Consider the following 17,401-nt stretch of genomic DNA (forward strand, 5'->3'; position numbering starts at 1 on the left):
CCCGTGCACGAGGAGGTGTACGCGCTGTCGACCGACTTCGGCGCCTACGTCGAACGCTTTCCCCTACCGGAAACCGGAATCCCCTTCGCCGTCAAGGACTTCCTGGACGTGGCCGGCCAGACGACGCGCAACGGCACGCCCGGCCTGGGGCACCACGACGCGACCGAGGACGCCGAGCCGGTCGCCCGGCTGCGCGCCGCCGGGTACGTCCCGGTCGCCCGAACCACGGTGCCGGAACTCGCCTGGTCGGTCCGCACGCCCGGCTGCCGCAACCCGTGGGCCCCGGACCGGGACGCGGGCGGGTCCAGCGGCGGTTCGGCGGTCGCGGTCGCCGCCGGGGACGTGCCGGTGGCGCTGGGCACCGACACCGGCGGCTCGATCCGCATCCCGGCCGCGCTCTGCGGGGTCGCCGGGCTGCGCCCGACGCACGGCACGGTGCCGATGCGCGGCGTCACGGCGCTGGTGCCGTCGATGGACACGGTCGGCCCGATCGCGCGGACCGCGGCCGACTGCCTGCGGGTCCACCGCATCCTCGCCGGGACCGCCGAACCCGCGCCGGACACCGTCGACGGGCTGCGCCTGGGCTGGCCGGAACACCTGTGGGGCACCAAGATCGACCCCGAGGTGCTGCGGGTCGTCGAGTCGGCCGCGGACACGCTGCGTGAGGCGGGCGCGGTGATCGTGCCGGTCGAGCTGCCGCTGGGCCACCGGCACGCCCGCACCACCGGGTTCACCACGATGCTCTACGAGTCCGCCCAGCTGTGGTGGCAGGCCTATCAGGACGACCCGTCCGGGCTGCGCGGCCGCGCGATCGGGCAGCTCAAGGCCGGCACCGAGGTGAGCCGGGACGACTACGACGCCGCCCGTGCCCGCGCCGCCGAGATCGCCGCCGAGGTGGACGCCGTGTTCACCGAGGTCGACGCCCTGCTGATGCCGACCCTGCCGGTCACCGCCGCGCCCGCCGACACCGACACGGTCGAACTCGGCGGGCGAGCGGAGTCACTCGAAAACGCCTACTACCGGCTCACCGCACTAGCCTCCGTGAGCGGGCATCCCGCGCTGACGGTCCCGGCGGGGCTGACCGGCGACGGTCTCCCGGTCGGCGCCCAGCTCGTCGGACCCCGGCGGCAGGAGGCCCTGCTCTGCCTGCTCGGCGGAGCGATCGAAGCCGGTCCACCCGCCCGTGCCCTGGCCCGGGCCCGCACAGGAAGAACGCCCTCATGACGAAGCCCGACCCCCGTGACCTGCTCGGCATCCGCGACCTGCTGAACGAGGAGGAGCGCGAGATCGCGGACACGGTGCGGACCTTCGTCCGCAAGGAGGTCGCCGACCACGCCGGCCAGTGGTTCGAGGACGCGACGTTCCCGAGGCACCTGGTGGGGCAGCTCGGCGAGATGGGCCTGCTCGGCATGCACCTGACCGGCTACGGCTGCGCGGGCACCAGCGCCACCGCCTACGGCCTGGCGTGCCTGGAGCTGGAGGCCGGCGACAGCGGGTTGCGCAGTTTCGTGTCCGTGCAGGGCTCGCTGGCGATGTTCCCGATCTGGAAGTACGGGTCGGACGAGCAGAAGGACCGCTGGCTGCCGTCGATGGCGCGCGGCGAGGCGATCGGCTGCTTCGGCCTGACCGAGCCCGACCGCGGGTCCGATCCGGGCGACATGCGCACGTTCGCCAAGCGCGACGGCGGCGACTGGATCCTCAACGGCTCCAAGATGTGGATCACCAACGGCACCCTCGCCGACGTCGCTGTGGTCTGGGCGCGCACGGACGAGGGCGTGCGCGGGTTCGTGGTGCCCACGGACACGCCGGGGTTCACCGCGCGGGAGATCAAGCACAAGCTGTCGCTGCGGATGTCCGCGACGGCCGAGCTGTCGTTCGACGACCTGCGCCTGCCCGGTGACGCGGTGCTGCCCGGCGTGACCGGGCTGAAGGGCCCGCTGTCCTGCCTGTCCGAGGCGCGGTTCGGCATCCTGTTCGGCGCCCTCGGCGCGGCCCGGACGTGCTACGAGAGCGCCCTGGACTACGCCGCGACGCGCGAGCAGTTCGGCCGCCCGATCGGCGGTTTCCAGCTGACGCAGCAGAAACTCGTCGGGATGGCGCTGGAGCTGAACAAGGCCATGCTGCTCGCGGTGCACCTGGGCCGCCGCAAGGACGCCGGCGAACTGCCGCCCGAGCTGGTCAGCTTCGGCAAGCTGAACAACGTGCGCACGGCGATCGACATCGCCCGCACGGCGCGCACGATCCTGGCGGCGAACGGGATCAGCCTGGAGTACCCGGTGCTGCGGCACGCCAACAACCTGGAGAGCGTGCTGACCTACGAAGGCACGGAGGAGATCCACACGCTGGTGCTGGGGCAGCTGCTGACCGGGCAAAGCGCCTACCGCTGAGCCGCGAGGAACTCGTCGATCTCCGAGCGGCGGGGGGCCGTCGCGGGGCCCCGGCGGCGCACGGCCATCGCCGCGGCCGCGTTGGCCCGCCGCGCCGCGGTGTGCAGGTCCGCGCCCGCCAGCAGCTCCGCCGCGAGGACCCCGCAGTGCGCGTCGCCGGCGCCGTTGGTGTCCACCGGGTCGACCGGGAACCCTGGGATCACCCGCACCTCGCCGTCCACGGCGAGCAGACACCCGGCGGGGCCGTCGCGGACGATGACGGTTCCACCGAGCGCCCGCGCGGCCTCCGCCGGCGAGTCGTTTCCGGTCAGTACTCGCGCCTCGGCGGCGTTGCAGCTCAGGATGTCCACGTGCGGCAGCACGACGTCGAGAGGCAGGTCGGCGGCGAGCGGGCCGGGGTCGAGCAGCACCCGGCCCGGCACGGACGGCAACCACGCGGCCAGCGCCGCCCGGTTCGTCGCGTGAGCCAGCGAATATCCGCTGACGTAGACCAGGTCGTCCGCCGCCACCGTCACGTCGTCGAGGCGACCGGGCGCGAGCATGCCCTCCGCGCCGGTCCCGGTCACGAACGTCCGCTCACCGCCGGAATCGACCAACACCACGCACACCCCCGTGTCCACGCCGGACATCGGAACCTGGGCCGCCGCGATGCCCTCCGCCGCCAGTGCCGCGCGAACCGCGTCCCCGAACCGCCCCGTCCCGTGGGCGCCGGCGTAGACCACGTCGGCCCCGGAGCGCGCGGCGGCGGCCATCACGTTGAAACCGCCACCGGGAGTCAAGTCCATCGCGGAGGCAAGCACGTCACCGCCGCGCCGCGGCAGCTCCGGTACGCGCAGTACGAGGTCGACGACGACCTGGCCGGTGTGGACGAGCCTGCTCATCGCGACGCCGTCCGCGCGCCGCCGAGCAGCGCGTAGAGGCCACCGGCGACGACGAGCGTGATCAGCCAGCCCAGCCCGTTCTGCCCGGGCCAGGTGTTGGCGAACGGCCCGGTGAACCACACGTCCTCGCCGGTGCCGGCCGTGGTGAACAGGTACCCGGCCACGATCCCGGCGGCCCAGGCCGCCACCGCGCGCGGCTCGATTCCGGCGCGGTACCAGTACACGCTGGTGCGGCGCAGGTCCATCAGCCCCGCCGGGTCGTAGTGGCGACGGCGCAGCATGTCCACGCCGAACACGCCGACCCATGCGGTGATCGGCACCGCGAGCAGGCTGATGAACGCGATGAACGGCCCGTAGAAGTTGTCCGCGACCAGCATGAAGTAGGCGGCCCCGGCGAAGGTGACGATCACGTCGACCACCACCGCGTACACCCGCTTGATGCGAATGCCCAGGGTCAGGGTGGTCAGTCCCGCCGAGTACACCGACAGGTGGTTGGACAGCAGGAGTCCGCCGAACGCGGCCAGCAGGTACGGCACCGCCATCCACGCGGGCAGCATCGACCGGATCGCGGCGACCGGGTCGTCGGCCTGCGCGAGCGTGGGGTCGCCGGCGGAGAGCAGGCTGCCCAGGCCGATCAGGAGCACCAGCGGGATCCCCGCGCCCGTCGCGGCGGACATCACGAGCGACCCGCCCCGCACCGCGGGCGACTGGTAGCGCGACATGTCGGCCGAGGCGTTCGCCCAGCCGATGCCGGTGCCGGCCGCGATGGTGCCGACCCCCGCGATCATGGCGCCGACCGAGGCGGGCTCCGCGGCGGCGACCGCGCTCCAGTCGATGGTGGCGACCAGGTTCACCGCGACGACGATGTTGAGCGCGCCGAAGATCCAGGTCGCCCAGCGCTGCACGGCGACCAGCACCGCGTGCCCGAGCCCGGACACCACCACGGTGCAGGCGACGAACACCGCGATGCACACGATGGTCAGCACCGGTGCGGCTTTCGCGTCCGAATCCGTGCCGAACACGATGGCGCACAAGGACAACAGGGCGAACGCGGCGGTCGTGGTGTTGACCGTCTCCCAGCCCAGCCGCGACAGCAGCGACACCACGGTCGGCCCCGCGTTGCCGTGTACCCCGAACACCGCGCGGGACAACGTCAGGCCCGGCGCTCCCCCGCGGCGACCAGCGATGGACACCGCGCCGACGATCGCGAACGAGCCGACCGATCCGATCAACGCGACGATCGCGGCCTGCCAGAACGTGAGTCCCTGGATCGCGACCAGCGTGGCGCCCAGCGGCAGCCCGAGGATGGAGATGTTCGCGGCGAACCACACCCAGAACAGCTGCCCCGGCCTGCCGGTGCGTTCGGCTTCGGGGACCGGTTCGATGCCCCGGGTCTCCAGTGCGCCCGCGCGGGACTCGACAGCGGTGTCAGTCGCCATGTCACTTCCTTCCACGAAGTTCCAGCAGCCCGTCGACGACGGGGCCGAGGTCCAGCCGGTTGACCGTGAGGACGGTGCCGACCGGTTCGGCGGGCAGCCCGTCAAAGCCGTGCTGCGCGCCGAGGATCGCGCCGCACATCGCGGCGACGGTGTCGGTGTCGCCGCCGAGACCGGCGGCGAGGGTGAGGGCGTCGGCGGGCCGGTCGCCCAGTGCGTGTGCCAGCGCGATGGCGGCGACGACCGACTCCTGGGCCGCGACCGAGGTGCCGATCACCTGGTAGACCGCGTCGGCGAGGGCCGTGGAGTCCATTCCGGACACCCAGCCGCGGGCCCAGCGGATGCGGGCCGCGATGTCTCCGCCCGCGCTCCAGGCGCCTCGGTGGGCGCCCAGGTCCGCAGCCGCTTCGGCGTGGTCGAGCGACTCGGGCAGGGACGCGCCGTCCACCCCCGCTGAGACGGCCGCCGCGACGGCCGCGGCCGCGGCGATGCCGAGGCTCGAGTTGTGCGTGACGAGGCTGGCTTCGGTGACCGCGTCGAGCAGGCGGTCCAGGTCCGGCGGAGTCGCGATCGCCACCGGCGTGATGCGCATGGCCGCGCCGTTCGTGCTTCCCCCGCGCCCGGCCTCGGCCGGGTCGGCGCCGGACTGCAGCAGGTCCAGGGCCCGTTTCGTGGACGGGCCGAGCAGGTCGGCCGAGCCGCGCCGGATCATGTCCGCTTCCCAGTCGAGCAGCGCGCGGGCGAACACGAGCGGTTCGACGCGGCCGCCGCCGTCGACGAGCAGCCGCGCCAGCAGCAGGGCCTGTTCGGTGTCGTCGGTGATCGATCCGGCGGGCATGCCGGGCGCGATCGGCTGGTCGTGGACGGCATCCACCAGACTGTCGATCCGTCCGTAGCGGCGGGCGATCTCGGTGCGGGACATCGACTGCGTCGGCATGCCCAGCGCATCACCGAGGGCGAGCCCGGCGAACGCACCGAGTGCCCGGTCCCGCGCGCTCACCGGCGGCCGAACGTGAGATGGAACTGGAACCGCGCCGGGTCCAGGAGGCTGACGACGTGCTCGACGAGACCGCCCGCCGCGTCGGTGCTCGTGCGGACCGCACGCAGGAACAGCGTGCCGGCCGGCCGCTCCAGCAGCGCCGCGGTCTCCGGGGTGAGCGCCTCGGTGCCGATCCACTGCTCACCGCCCTCGGCACGCAGACCGGCGTCGGCGAGCGTGGCGGTCAGCGAACCGCGCACCAGGCCCCGTTCGGGCAGCCCGGCGAGCGCGCCGGTGCCGGGCACGAGCGCGACCTCCAGCGACACCGGGCCGGCGGCCTGGTCGCGGCGCAACCGGCGGACGGAGACGAACGACTCGACCCCGAAGCGCTCGGCGAGCGTGTCATCTCGCACGTGCTCGATCGCCAGCAGGTCGGTGGTGATCTCGAAGCCGGACCGGGCCAGTGCGGTGGCCCAGCCCACGGCTTGGTCCAGCTCGACGCCGTCGAAGGTGACGAACGAGCCGACACCGCTCTCGGTGGCGATCAGCTCGCGCCGCTGCAGCTCGGACAGGGCGCTGCGGACCGTGCCCCGGCTGACCTGGTAGCGCTCCGCCAGCTGGTGCTCGCCGGGCAGCCGCTCGCCGCGCGCCAGCCGGCCCGACCTGATCTGCTCCGCGAGATCGGCGACCAGCCGATGCCGCTTCGAGAAGCCGACCTGTTCAGTCCTGTCCATACCTGTACATTACCCCGGACAGGTGGCCGCGCGCGAGCCCACCCGAATGGCGGCGGCAGCGCGCTGCGGCAGGGGTTAAGAAGAAGTCATGCGCCGCAGCATGCTCGTTCTCCTGGTCGCCGCCTGCACGTTGCTCGCCTCGACGCTCACAGCCTCCGCCGCGCCCCGGTACCGGCACTACGTCGCCCTCGGTGACTCCTACACGGCCGGCCCGCTGATCCCGCTGCAGCGCCTCGACCCGGTCGGCTGCTTCCGCTCCACCGGCAACTACCCGTCGCTGCTGGCGGTCGCGCTGCGGGTCGGCTCGTTCACCGACGTCTCGTGCAGCGGCGCGGACACCCACGACATGGTCGCCCCGCAGGACGTGCTGCTCGGCCCGAACCCGCCGCAGCTGGACGCCCTGCGGCCGGACACCGACCTGGTCACGCTCGGCATCGGCGGCAACGACTACGGCGTGTTCGGCACGATCATCGACACCTGCCCGGGCCTGCGCGCCTCCGATCCGGCCGGCAACCCGTGCGAGCGCCACTTCACCGTCAACGGGGTCGACACGATCAAGGCCCGGCTGCCGCAGACCCAGGCCAACGTGACCGCGGTGCTCGGCGAGATCCACGACCGCGCGCCGAACGCCGAGGTGCTGGTGATCGGCTACCCGCGCATCGCGCCGCCGACCGGCACCTGCCCGGACGTCCTGCCCTTCGCCGACGGCGACTACCCGTGGCTCAACAGCGTCGAGGAAGAACTCAACGCGGCGCTGGAAAAGGCGGTCGCCGACGACGGTGACGCGTCCTATGTGGACACCTTCGCCCCGTCGCTGGGCCACGACGCGTGCGCCCCGCCCGGGCAGGCGTGGATCAACGGCAAGGACCTCAAGCCGTGGGCCGCGAACTACCACCCGTTCTTCACCGGGATGCAGGGCGTCGCCGCGGTGACGTACGCGCAGCTACGCGATTGACCGCTCGGCGTGCGGGAGCTGCCACGTCATCGACACCGTGGTGCCCTCGTCGGTCGCCTTGACCTCGACGTGCCCGGCCAGGCCGCGGATCAGTTGGAGGCCGCGACCGTCGGACATCGAGCGTCCCCGCGGCGGCATCTTCCAGCGGCCGCGGTCGATGACGGTGACCGCGATCAGGTCGTGGTCCCGGCTCGCGTGCAGCTCCACCGGCCCGTCGATGCCCTCCGGGTAGGCGTGGGTCACCGAGTTCGCCAGCGCCTCGTAGCCGGCGAGACCGATCGCGTGCGCGAGGTGGCCCGGGAGGTCGAGGTCGTGTGCCCACCGCACGAGCTCGTACCGCAGCGCGGTGATGTCACGCGGTGAGGCGGGCCAGCGGCAGTGCAGGCTGGTCTCGGTGCACCCCGACGGCCTGGGCGTGGTGTCCATCGGCTTTCCCCACTCGAGCACCTACAGGTCCGCCCATCTTCACACTTGCGTGGGAACCGCTGAAGGGTCCTTGGGCCTTTCCGGGAGAATCGCGCCGATCTGCCGTTTCAGGATCTTTCCGGTCGGCCCCTTCGGCAGTTCCGGAACCAGCCACACCTGGCGCGGGTACTTGTAGGCGGCGACCCGCTCCTTGACGTATTCCCGCAGCTCATCGGCTGTCGCGGCGGCCCCGGACTTGAGCGCGACGGCCGCCGCGACCTCCTCGCCGTGGGTGGGGTGCGGCACGCCGACAACCGCGGCCTCCGCGACCGCCGGGTGTTCGTAGAGGACCTCTTCGATTTCCCGCGGATACACGTTGTAGCCGCCGCGGATGATGAGGTCCTTCTTCCGGTCGACGATGAAGTAGTAGCCGTCCTCGTCCTGCCGGGCCAGGTCACCGGTGCGCAGCCAGCCGTCCGGGATCGCCTCTGCTGTGGCCTCCGGCAGGTTCCAGTAACCCCGCATCACGTTCGGGCCCTGCACGGCGATCTCCCCGATCTCGCCGGGCGCGACCTCCGCCCCGTCGGCGCCCAGCAGCCGCACCCGCACGCCGTCGATGGGGGTGCCGATCGACCCGGCCTTGCGCGGCCGGTCCGGGTGGTTGAAGGTGACCACCGGCGAGGTCTCCGACAGCCCGTAGCCCTCCAGGATCGCGCACCCGAAAGCCTTCTCGAACCCGTGCAGGACCTCGACCGGCAGCGCGGCGCCACCGGACACGCACACCCGCAGCGCGCTCGCGTCGATCTCGGCCGCGCGGGGGTGCTGCAGCAGCGCGCCGTACATGGTCGGCACGCCTTCGAAGACGGTGACGGCGAACCGCTCGATCGCGTCGAGCACGGCGGCCGGCTCGAACCGCGGCACCAAGACCAGGCACGAGCCGCGGTAGACCGCCGCGTTGAGCGCGCAGGCCTGCCCGAACGTGTGGAACAGCGGCAGGCAGCCCATGACCACGTCGGACGGCCGCAGGTCGATCAGGGTGCTCGCGACGGTGGTGATGTTGCTGCGCAGGTTGGCGTGGGTGAGCACGGCGCCCTTGGGCCGCCCGGTGGTGCCCGAGGTGTAGAGGATGACCGCCGGGTCGTCGTCCTCGCGCGGCGCGATCTCCGGCTGCGGTTCGGCGGTCAACCCGGTCAGGAACGCCGCCGGGTCGACGACCGTGCACGGCACCCCGGCCGCGGCGGCGGCCTTGCCCGCCTCCTCGGCGACCCCGGTGAACACGAACAGCCGCACGGCGCCGGAGTCGGTCAGGTAGTGCTCCACCTCGCGGGCCTTGAGCAGCGGGTTCATCGGCACGACCACGCCGCCGGCACGCAGGATGCCGTAGTAGAGGGCGGCGAAGGGCAGGACGTTCGGCAGCATCACGCACACCCGCTCACCGGACTGGAGCCCGTCGGCCCGCAGCTGGGCGGCGACCTTGGCGGCGGCCTCGTCCAGACCGGCGTAGGTCAGCACCGTCTCGCCGAGGCGCTGGGCGGGCGCGTCCGGCTGCCGCCGCGCGGTGTTGGCCAGGATGTGCGCGAGATTCGTCATCGAATGTCCTCCGCTAGCTCGTTCCGACCATCGTGCGTGCCCACCGCCCGCCCGGCCCATGTCCGCGCGGACAACCAGCACCCCTTCCTCGTTGTCATGGGGAACAATGGGGGACGTGTCGCGCACCGCCCCCGGCCTGCCGACCGTGGCGGCGACCCTGCTGGCACGGCTGGACTCGTTCGCCGCCGAGATGACCGCCCGGATCCGGGACGAGATCGACTTCTACGTGGTCAGCGACGACGTGCCGGACAGCTCGCTGGCCGCGTCCGTGCAGGACAACCTCCGGCTGATCCTGCACGCCCTGATCGCGGGCGAGCCGCCGGACCTGGCCGCCGCGCACGCCACCGGGCGCGAGCGGGCCTGGCAGGCCGCGCCGCTGCCCGAGGTGCTGGCCGCCTTCCGGGTCGGGTTCGGCGCGCTGTGGGCCGCGATCGCCGCCGAGGCCCGCGCGACGGGGGCGATCGACGACGCGGCCCTGGTCGACATGGTCGCCGAGGTGTGGCAACTGGCCGGGGACGTCGCCGACGCGATGACCGCGGCCTACCGCGACGCCGTCGCGGAGATGATGCTGCGCGACGAGCACCGCCGGTCGGTGCTCGTCGAAGCGCTGCTGTCCGGGGAGATCGCCGACCAGCGGTCGCTGTGGGAAACCGCGCACGCGCTGCGGCTACCGGTGGAAGGACGGTTCCTGGTCGTGGCGGCGGCGACGCCCGCACCCGGCCGGGAAGCCCTGCCGGAGATCGCCTCCCGGCTGGACGCCTCCGACATCCGGTCGGCCTGGCGGTTGCAGCCGAACCAGCAGATCGGCGTGCTGTCGCTACCCGCATCGGCCACTGTGGACGGTGTGCTCGCGTTGCTGCGCCGGGCGAACGCGCGCGCGGGGGTCAGCCCGCTGTACTCCGCGCTGCGGGAGACACCGCAGGCGCTGCAGTTCGCGCGGCTGGCGCTGCGCGGGCTCGGCGAGGGCGAGGTCGCGCAGTTCGCCGACACACCGCTCGCGGTGCTGATGGCCGCGGCGCCCGCTGAAGCCGGGCAGGTCGCCGCCCGTGTGCTCGGCCCGGTGCTGGAGCTGGGTGACGGCGCGACGCTGCTGGACACGCTGGAGTGCTGGTTCGGCTCGGGTGGATCGGCGGGTGAGGCGGCGCGGCGGCTGTTCTGCCACCCCAACACCGTGCGGTACCGGCTGCGGCGGATCGAGGAGCTGACCGGGCGGAAGCTGGCGGACCCCGCGGCGGTCGCGGAGCTGTCCGCAGCCCTGCAAGCCTTACGCATGCTTCCCTAATCTTCCCTATCTGCTACCTTGAACGTATGTACAAGGTGATTGAGAGCCGGATCGCGTCCGAGGCCGATGCGATCGAGGCGATGGGGCAGCTCTACGGCCAGGAGGTCGAGATGGTCGTCCTGCCGGTGGAGCAGCTGGACCCGGGGTTCTTCGACCTGAGCACGGGCATCGCCGGCGCGGTCACCCAGAAGTTCCTCAACTACGGGTTCCGGCTGGCGATCGTCGGCGACATCGAGCGGTTCACCGCGGCGAGCGAGGCGCTGGCCGCGTACGTGCGGGAGTCGAACCGGGGCAGGCAGGTGTGGTTCCTGTCCGATGTGGACGCGCTGGAGGCCCGGCTCCGGCCCGCCGCCTGAGGAACCGTTTCCGCCACATCGACGTCTCACCCGCGGTTTCCGATGATCAACTGGGAGTGACGACGCGGCCTTCGACAGCGCCCGGGGCTGGTCGATCAGCGCGGACCAGGACGTCGAGTTCGCCCACCCCACGGGTGCGCCGCGGGCCGGGCTGCTGCTCGTGCGCGCGAGTGGCCCGGACGGGGTGCACGTGGTCGCGCACGACGCCGTCACCGGGGCGATCCGGTGGAGCAGCGCGCCGGTGCCGGAACCCGAGGGCGATCTCGACTCGACGGTGTTCGTGACCACTGACGGGGGCCGCGAGTACGCGGTACTGGCCACCACCGGCGCGGGCGAGGACAACGGCGTGGACAAACCCGCGCGGAGCACGCACCTCTACGTCTACGGCACCGACTCGTCCGGTCCGGTCACGGCCGAACGGGAGATCAGCCTGCCCGTCGCGGTCGGTGACTACTGGGCCCAGTCCGACGGCCGGGTCTTCCTCGAGAACGGCGACGGCGTCACGGTGGTGCGCGTCGCGGACGGCAGCATGACGAGCTACCCGGAGGACGACGGCGAACTGCGGCCGCCGAAGGACTGCCCGCATGCCATCGGGTCGTGCACCGACCGGGTGAACGTGGTCGCGATGACCGCGAACGGCCCGCTGGTGCAGGGTTTCCAGGCGTTCTGGGTTCCGGGCGGGTGGATCAGCGACGACGTGGTGCCGGCCGGCGCGAGTCCGAACGAGGGGTTCCGCAACGTCGAGATCGTCGCGTCCCCGGACGGCGAGGCGATCCTCGCCGGCTGGCCGACCGAGGACCCCACGGAGTGGCTGTGGGCGCTGCACGACGGCGCCACCGGGCGGGTCCGCGGCTCCGTGGTGTGCGACCTCGACTCGGCGGCGCACGGCCCGTCCGGCCTCACCCCGGTGGTGTCCGGCCGATTCCTGGTCGCCGGGTTCGCGGCGTTCGACCTGCGGACCGGGCAGGGCCAGTGCTTCGCCGAGACCGCGGGCCGGCGGGCGATCGAATTGACCGCGGTCGCCGCGGACGGCACCGCGTACGGCACGGCGGGCAGCGAAGACACGCCGGTGAGCGTTTCGCTGAGCACCGGCCGCGCGACGCCGCTGCCGGACGGCACGACGATCCCCGACGGTGTCGCGGCAGGGTCGGCGTACCTGGGCACCGCCACCAACGGTGGCGAGAGCATCCTCGTCTTCCCGCCCGCCTAGGGTGAGTGCCATGACACGCGGCGACTTTCGTCCCCCGAGCCTGAACGCGGACGAGCAGACCACACTGGTGGCCTTCCTCGATTACCTGCGCGAAGCGATCATCGCCAAGGCCACCGGTGTGCCGGACGAGGCCGCGCGCGCCGCGGGGGTCCCCTCCGGCACGAGCCTGCTGCGGCTGGTGAAGCACCTGACGGCGGTCGAGCACAACTGGTTCGTGTGGGCCTACGCGGGCGAAGAGGTCGAGCTGTGGGACGACGACGCCTTGCCCGCCGCGGCCGACACGACGGACTCACTGGTCGCCGAGTACCGCGCGATGGTGAAGCGCTGCAACGAGATCGTCGCCGGGTGCGCCGACCTGGACCGGCCGGGCGTCCGTTCGCTGCGGGAGACCGAGCCACCGTCGATGCGCTGGGTGCTCGTGCACATGATCGAGGAGACCGCCCGGCACGCCGGCCACGCCGACATCCTGCGCGAGCAGATCGACGGCTCCACCGGCCGCTGACGGGGGGCGAGCCGAGGCCGTCCGGGTGGGAAGCGGCGCGCTGATCGTTCCGCCCACCGCGAACGCGGCGCTACCGGCGCCGGGCCCGGTCTGCTGCTCCCGGCGATCGCCGCCGGGCTGGAGACCCGCCACCTCGTCTGGATCGGCGCGGCCGTGCCGGACGTCGGCGGTGGCGGCTGGATGCGCCGCGCGGCGCGCGAACGCCTCGGCACCGAACCGGTCGAGATCGAAAGCGAGCACTCCCCGCACGTCTCGCGCCCGGAGACCATCGCCGACTTCTCGACCGGATCACCCAGCCCCCGAAGAGCGCACGGGCCGCCCGCGGACGGCCCGTGCGACTCACGCCGCGGGCAGGGAACCCAGCCGCGCGGTCAGGCGCTCGATGTCGGCCGCCGCGGCGTCGCGGCGCACCTTGATCTTCTCGACCACCTCGGCCGGCGCCTTGTCCAGGAACGCCTGGTTGCCGAGCTTGCCCTCGGTCTGCTTGAGCTCCTTCTGCGCCGCGGCCAGGTCCTTCTCCAGCCGCTTGCGCTCGGCCGCCACGTCGACCGCGCCGGACAGGTCCAGCTCGACGTGCACGTTCCCGGTGGACAGGCTCACCTCGACCGAGGCCGACGCCGTGAACCCGTCCTCGGGGGCGGTCAGCCGCGCCAGCGCCCGCACCGCCTCCTCGTGCCCGGACACGTCGCCGAAGCCCTCGCCGTTCACCCGCGCCGCGACGCGCTGGCCGGGCTTGAGGCCCTGGTCGGACCGGAACCGGCGGATCTCGGTGATCAGCTTCTGCACGTCGGCGATCCGGGCGTCGGCCGCGGCGTCGGCGTAGGAGGTGTCCGGCTTCGGCCAGGACGCGATCACGATCGACTCGCCGCCGGTCAGCGCCTGCCACAGCTTCTCGGTGATGAACGGGATCACCGGGTGCAGCAGCCGCAGCACGGTGTCGAACACGTGCCCGAGCACGGCGCGCGTGCTCTCGGCCCGGTCACCCGCGATCTGGACCTTCGCCAGCTCCAGGTACCAGTCGCACAGCTCGTCCCAGGTGAAGTGGTAGAGCCGGTCGATGGCCTTGGCGAACTGGAAGTCCTCCAGCAGGTCGTCCACTTCGGACACCGTGGTGGCGAGGCGGCCGAGGATCCAGCGGTCGGCCTCGGACAGCTCGGCGGCCGGCGGCAGCGGGGTCGCCACCGTCGCGCCGTTCATCAGCGCGAACTTGGTGGCGTTCCACAGCTTCGTGCAGAAGTTGCGCGAGCCGGCGGCCCACTCCTCGGCTAGCGCCATGTCCGCGCCGGGGTTCGCACCGCGGGCGAGGGTGAAGCGGGTGGCGTCGGCGCCGTAGCTGTCCATCCAGTCCAGCGGGTCGATGACGTTGCCGCGCGACTTCGACATCTTCTTGCCCTGCGCGTCGCGGATCAGCCCGTGCAGGTAGACGTGGTCGAACGGCTGGACGTCCTCGCCCGCGTACAGACCGAACATCATCATCCGGGCGACCCAGAAGAACAGGATGTCGTAGCCGGTGGACAGCACGGTGGTCGGGTAGAACTTCGCCAGGTCCGGCGTCTGCTCCGGCCAGCCCAGCGTGGACAGCGGCCACAGGCCCGAGGAGAACCAGGTGTCCAGGACGTCCGGGTCCTGGGTCCAGCCCTCGCCCGTGGGCGGCTGCTCGTCCGGGCCGACGCACACGGTCTCGCCGTTCGGGCCGTACCAGACCGGGATGCGGTGGCCCCACCACAACTGGCGCGAAATCGTCCAGTCGTGCATGTTGTCGACCCAGTCGAAGTAGCGCTTCTCCAGCTCCGGCGGGTGGATCTTGGTGCGCCCGTCGCGGACCGCGTCACCGGCCGCGCGGGCCAGCGGCTCGACCTTGACCCACCACTGCAGCGACAGCCGCGGCTCGACGACCGTGTCGCACCGCGAACAGTGCCCGACCGCGTGCAGGTACGGCCGCTTCTCCGCGACGATCCGGCCCTGCTCGCGCAGCGCGGCGACGATCGCCGGGCGCGCCTCGAACCGGTCGAGACCCTGGAACGGGCCCGGCGCGGTGATCGTGGCACGCTCGTCCATGATCGTCGGCATCGGCAGGTTGTGCCTGCGGCCGATCTCGAAGTCGTTCGGGTCGTGCGCCGGGGTGACCTTGACCGCGCCGGTGCCGAACTCCGGGTCGACGTGCTCGTCGGCGATGATCGGAATGCGGCGGCCGGTCAGCGGCAGCTCCACCTCGGTACCGACCAGGTGCTTGTACCGCTCGTCGTCCGGGTGGACGGCGACCGCGGTGTCGCCGAGCATCGTCTCGGCGCGTGTGGTGGCCACGACGATCGAGTTCTCGCCCTCGCCGTAGCGGATCGAGACGAGCTCGCCCTCGTCCTCGGAGTGCTCGACCTCGATGTCCGACAGCGCGGTCAGGCAGCGCGGGCACCAGTTGATGATGCGCTCGGCGCGGTAGATCAGGCCGTCGTCGTAGAGGCGCTTGAACATGGTCTGGACGGCGCGGGACAGGCCCTCGTCCATGGTGAAGCGCTCACGCGACCAGTCCACACCGTCGCCGAGGCGGCGCATCTGGCCGAGGATCTTGCCGCCGTACTCGGCCTTCCACTCCCAGACGCGCTCGACGAACTTCTCGCGGCCCAGGTCGTGGCGGGACTTACCGGACTTGGCCAGCTCGCGCTCGACGACGTTCTGGGTCGCGATGCCCGCGTGGTCCATGCCCGGCAGCCAGAGCACCTCGTAGCCCTGCATGCGGCGGCGGCGCGTCATCACGTCCATGAGGGTGTGGTTGAGCGCGTGCCCCATGTGCAGGCTGCCGGTCACGTTCGGCGGCGGCAGCACGATGGTGAACGGAGGCTTGTCCGACCCGGCGTCGGCCGTGAAGTAGCCCGCGTCTACCCACCGCTGGTAGAGGGCGGCTTCTTCGTCGGCCGGGTTCCACGCGGCCGGGAGGGCGGGCTGCTGGTCAGGGGCGTTCTCCGTCACAACCGGTAAGTGTACGAACCGGGTATTCAGCGCCGCATTCGCATCGCCTCCCGGCGCGGGGCGCCGGCCTCAGCGGGCGTCCGCGGCGATCACGCACCGGAAGCCGCCGTTGCCGCACGTGCGAGCCGGCCCCCCGGGCACCGCAAGCTCGCGCCGGTCGACGATCTGCGTCACGACTGCCGCGGACCCGGTAACGATCTCCGGCGCCGGTCGATCACAAGGCGAGATCGAACCGGAAGGGCGGGTCCGAAGTGGACGACTACGACATCGGGCAGCACCCGGATCTGCGGGATCCGGACTGGCAGCGGCACGCGGTGAAGGAGGCGTGGGTCGACCTGCGCAGGCAGCGCCGCCGGGCCCGCATGGGCAAGCGGCTCGCCTGGACCGGCGTGTCGCTCGTGGTCGTGGCCGGGGCCGTGTTCGGGTTCGTCCAGTGGGGCCGCTCGACGTCCGCCCACTACGACGGCAGCGCTCCCCCACCGGCCGAACTGCGCCCGACGGCGCCGAGCGTGCTGCCGGACCTCGCCCGGGTAAACCTGGAGCGCCCCTTCGACGGCACGCCGGCCGAAACCTGGAGCGAGTCGGTCGACGGCCTGGTGACCCCACCGCCCGGCCCGGTCGGCAAGTTCTCCGCCGGCGAGGTGCAGAACGCCGTCGGCCAGGTGAAGGATGTCATCCGCGCGGGCCGTCTCGACCGCCGCACCATCGAAGGTCACGACGGATCGCTGCTGCTGAACCTGCTGGCCCCGAACGCCCGGCCGGATTTCGCCAAGGCGATCGACGACCGCACCGAAGGTCTCCGGGAGGTGGTCAGCTTCGCCGAGGACGGCTACCGGCTGCTCCCGGCCGGCCCGCGGATCACCGGCACCATCACCGCGGCTCCCGGACGCGACGCGAACACCCTGGCCCTGCACGCCGACTACTCGGTCGCCTACGCGTTCGACCCCGGCAGCCACGCCCCGATCCTGAGCCCCAGCGACATCGACGTGTTCCTCCGCTACGAGGCGGACTTCGAACTGGTCCGGGGAACCACCCACCAGAAGAACGACCGCGGTCTGTGGGTGACCAGCACGCAGGGCGTCGTCTACTCGATGGCCTGCGAGCCGTCGAAGCGCGGTTTCCTGGCGCCGGCGTACAGCGAGCCGTATCCGGACGCCCCGGAGGCCGTCGGCTTCGACGAGACCGCGATGTACGACGTGACGAAGCCGATGCCCGAGTTCACCGGCGGCTGCGAGTAGCCGGTTCGACAGCTCAGACTCAACAGTCTAGCCTGTCCATATGACCCGGGTACCGAACGACGCGGCGCGCCTGGCTGGAGCGGTGCGCGCCGTCGTCGGGCAGTTGCACCGGCGGTTGCGCCAGGTGGACAACGCGGGTGTCCTCACGCCCTCCCAGTCGGCGGTGCTCGCGCGCCTGCACCGGGACGGTCCGGCCACCCAGGCGCAGCTCGCGGCGGCCGAGCACGTCCGGCAGCAGTCCATGGCCGCCACGCTGGGCGCCCTGGACGAGCTGGGCTACCTCAGCCGCACCCGCGACCCGCACGACGGGCGCCGCGTGCTGGTCGCCCTGTCGGAGCTGGGCGAGAAGACCGTGCGGGGCGTGCACCAGCACCGCGAGGAGTGGCTGGCCCGCGCCCTGACCGACGACCTCACGGCCGAGGAACGCCGCACGATCGACGAAGCGCTGCCCCTGCTCGCGAAGCTGGCGCAGCGATGAGGAA

Annotated in this window: 16 protein-coding genes; 9 read left to right on the forward strand and 7 right to left on the reverse strand. The window is 72.4% G+C overall.

The window, feature by feature from the left end:
- The first annotated feature begins 3 nt into the window (after nt 1–3).
- Together IE290_RS14290 and IE290_RS14295 are read left to right on the forward strand one after the other, a co-directional pair.
- A complete protein-coding gene (locus IE290_RS14290) occupies nt 4–1,224 on the forward strand; it encodes an amidase (protein WP_191245006.1) in 1,221 nt (406 codons plus the stop codon).
- Nucleotides 1,221–2,387, forward strand: a complete 1,167-nt coding sequence (locus IE290_RS14295; RefSeq protein WP_191245007.1) for an acyl-CoA dehydrogenase family protein — start codon at nt 1,221–1,223, stop codon at nt 2,385–2,387. The genes IE290_RS14290 and IE290_RS14295 overlap by 4 nt, the downstream gene beginning before the upstream one ends.
- On the opposite strand, the gene IE290_RS14300 is transcribed toward IE290_RS14295, so the two are convergent.
- From IE290_RS14300 to IE290_RS14315, 4 genes are read right to left on the reverse strand one after another with little or no spacing between them, the layout of a single operon-like run.
- Entirely contained in the window at nt 2,378–3,268 is an 891-nt protein-coding gene (locus IE290_RS14300) for a PfkB family carbohydrate kinase (protein WP_191245008.1), read from the reverse strand. The genes IE290_RS14295 and IE290_RS14300 overlap by 10 nt on opposite strands.
- On the reverse strand, nt 3,265–4,707 hold the full coding sequence (locus IE290_RS14305) for a purine-cytosine permease family protein (RefSeq protein WP_191245009.1): 1,443 nt from the start codon (nt 4,705–4,707) through the stop codon (nt 3,265–3,267). The genes IE290_RS14300 and IE290_RS14305 overlap by 4 nt, the downstream gene beginning before the upstream one ends.
- A gap of 1 nt (nt 4,708) precedes the next feature.
- The gene (locus IE290_RS14310; RefSeq protein ID WP_191245010.1) at nt 4,709–5,704 is read right to left on the reverse strand and encodes an ADP-ribosylglycohydrolase family protein; all 996 of its coding nucleotides are present in this window, start codon (nt 5,702–5,704) and stop codon (nt 4,709–4,711) included.
- Nucleotides 5,701–6,417, reverse strand: a complete 717-nt coding sequence (locus IE290_RS14315; protein WP_191245011.1) for a GntR family transcriptional regulator — start codon at nt 6,415–6,417, stop codon at nt 5,701–5,703. Before IE290_RS14315 ends, IE290_RS14310 begins: the two co-directional genes overlap by 4 nt.
- Nucleotides 6,418–6,505: 88 nt before the next feature.
- On the opposite strand from IE290_RS14315, the gene IE290_RS14320 reads away from it, so the two are divergent.
- Nucleotides 6,506–7,372, forward strand: coding sequence for an SGNH/GDSL hydrolase family protein (locus tag IE290_RS14320; RefSeq protein WP_191245012.1), 867 nt, complete (start codon nt 6,506–6,508; stop codon nt 7,370–7,372).
- On the opposite strand, the gene IE290_RS14325 is transcribed toward IE290_RS14320, so the two are convergent.
- Both IE290_RS14325 and IE290_RS14330 read right to left on the reverse strand, forming a co-directional pair.
- The gene (locus IE290_RS14325) at nt 7,361–7,798 is read right to left on the reverse strand and encodes an ATP-binding protein (protein ID WP_191245013.1); all 438 of its coding nucleotides are present in this window, start codon (nt 7,796–7,798) and stop codon (nt 7,361–7,363) included. The two genes, IE290_RS14320 and IE290_RS14325, sit on opposite strands and share 12 nt — an antisense overlap.
- A gap of 39 nt (nt 7,799–7,837) precedes the next feature.
- Nucleotides 7,838–9,367, reverse strand: a complete 1,530-nt coding sequence (locus IE290_RS14330) for a long-chain-fatty-acid--CoA ligase (RefSeq protein ID WP_191245014.1) — start codon at nt 9,365–9,367, stop codon at nt 7,838–7,840.
- Between the two features lie 115 nt (nt 9,368–9,482).
- Here IE290_RS14330 and IE290_RS14335 point away from each other — a divergent pair, with 115 nt between their 5' ends.
- From IE290_RS14335 to IE290_RS14350, 4 genes are all read left to right on the forward strand, one after another.
- A complete protein-coding gene (locus IE290_RS14335; protein WP_229874472.1) occupies nt 9,483–10,649 on the forward strand; it encodes a PucR family transcriptional regulator in 1,167 nt (388 codons plus the stop codon).
- Between the two features lie 26 nt (nt 10,650–10,675).
- Entirely contained in the window at nt 10,676–11,005 is a 330-nt protein-coding gene (locus IE290_RS14340; protein ID WP_191245016.1) for a DUF4180 domain-containing protein, read from the forward strand.
- Between the two features lie 160 nt (nt 11,006–11,165).
- Nucleotides 11,166–12,215 (forward strand): SMP-30/gluconolactonase/LRE family protein, encoded by a 1,050-nt coding sequence (locus IE290_RS14345; RefSeq protein ID WP_229874473.1) that lies wholly within the window; start codon nt 11,166–11,168, stop codon nt 12,213–12,215.
- Nucleotides 12,216–12,225: 10 nt separating this feature from the next.
- Nucleotides 12,226–12,717, forward strand: coding sequence for a DinB family protein (locus tag IE290_RS14350; protein WP_191245017.1), 492 nt, complete (start codon nt 12,226–12,228; stop codon nt 12,715–12,717).
- 339 nt (nt 12,718–13,056) lie between these two features.
- On the opposite strand, the gene IE290_RS14355 is transcribed toward IE290_RS14350, so the two are convergent.
- Nucleotides 13,057–15,681 carry a valine--tRNA ligase gene (locus tag IE290_RS14355; RefSeq protein WP_191245018.1) on the reverse strand — a complete coding sequence of 875 codons (2,625 nt, stop codon included), beginning with the start codon at nt 15,679–15,681 and terminating at the stop codon, nt 13,057–13,059.
- 251 nt (nt 15,682–15,932) lie between these two features.
- Here IE290_RS14355 and IE290_RS14360 point away from each other — a divergent pair, with 251 nt between their 5' ends.
- Nucleotides 15,933–16,919: a hypothetical protein gene (locus IE290_RS14360; protein ID WP_191245019.1), complete on the forward strand. Its 987-nt coding sequence runs from the start codon at nt 15,933–15,935 to the stop codon at nt 16,917–16,919.
- A 40-nt stretch (nt 16,920–16,959) separates the two neighbouring features.
- Complete coding sequence (locus IE290_RS14365) at nt 16,960–17,397, forward strand: MarR family winged helix-turn-helix transcriptional regulator (RefSeq protein WP_191245020.1); 438 nt, start codon at nt 16,960–16,962, stop codon at nt 17,395–17,397.
- The last annotated feature ends 4 nt before the right edge of the window (nt 17,398–17,401 follow it).

Source organism: Amycolatopsis deserti (assembly GCF_014653945.1).
Lineage (GTDB): Bacteria > Actinomycetota > Actinomycetes > Mycobacteriales > Pseudonocardiaceae > Amycolatopsis_E > Amycolatopsis_E deserti.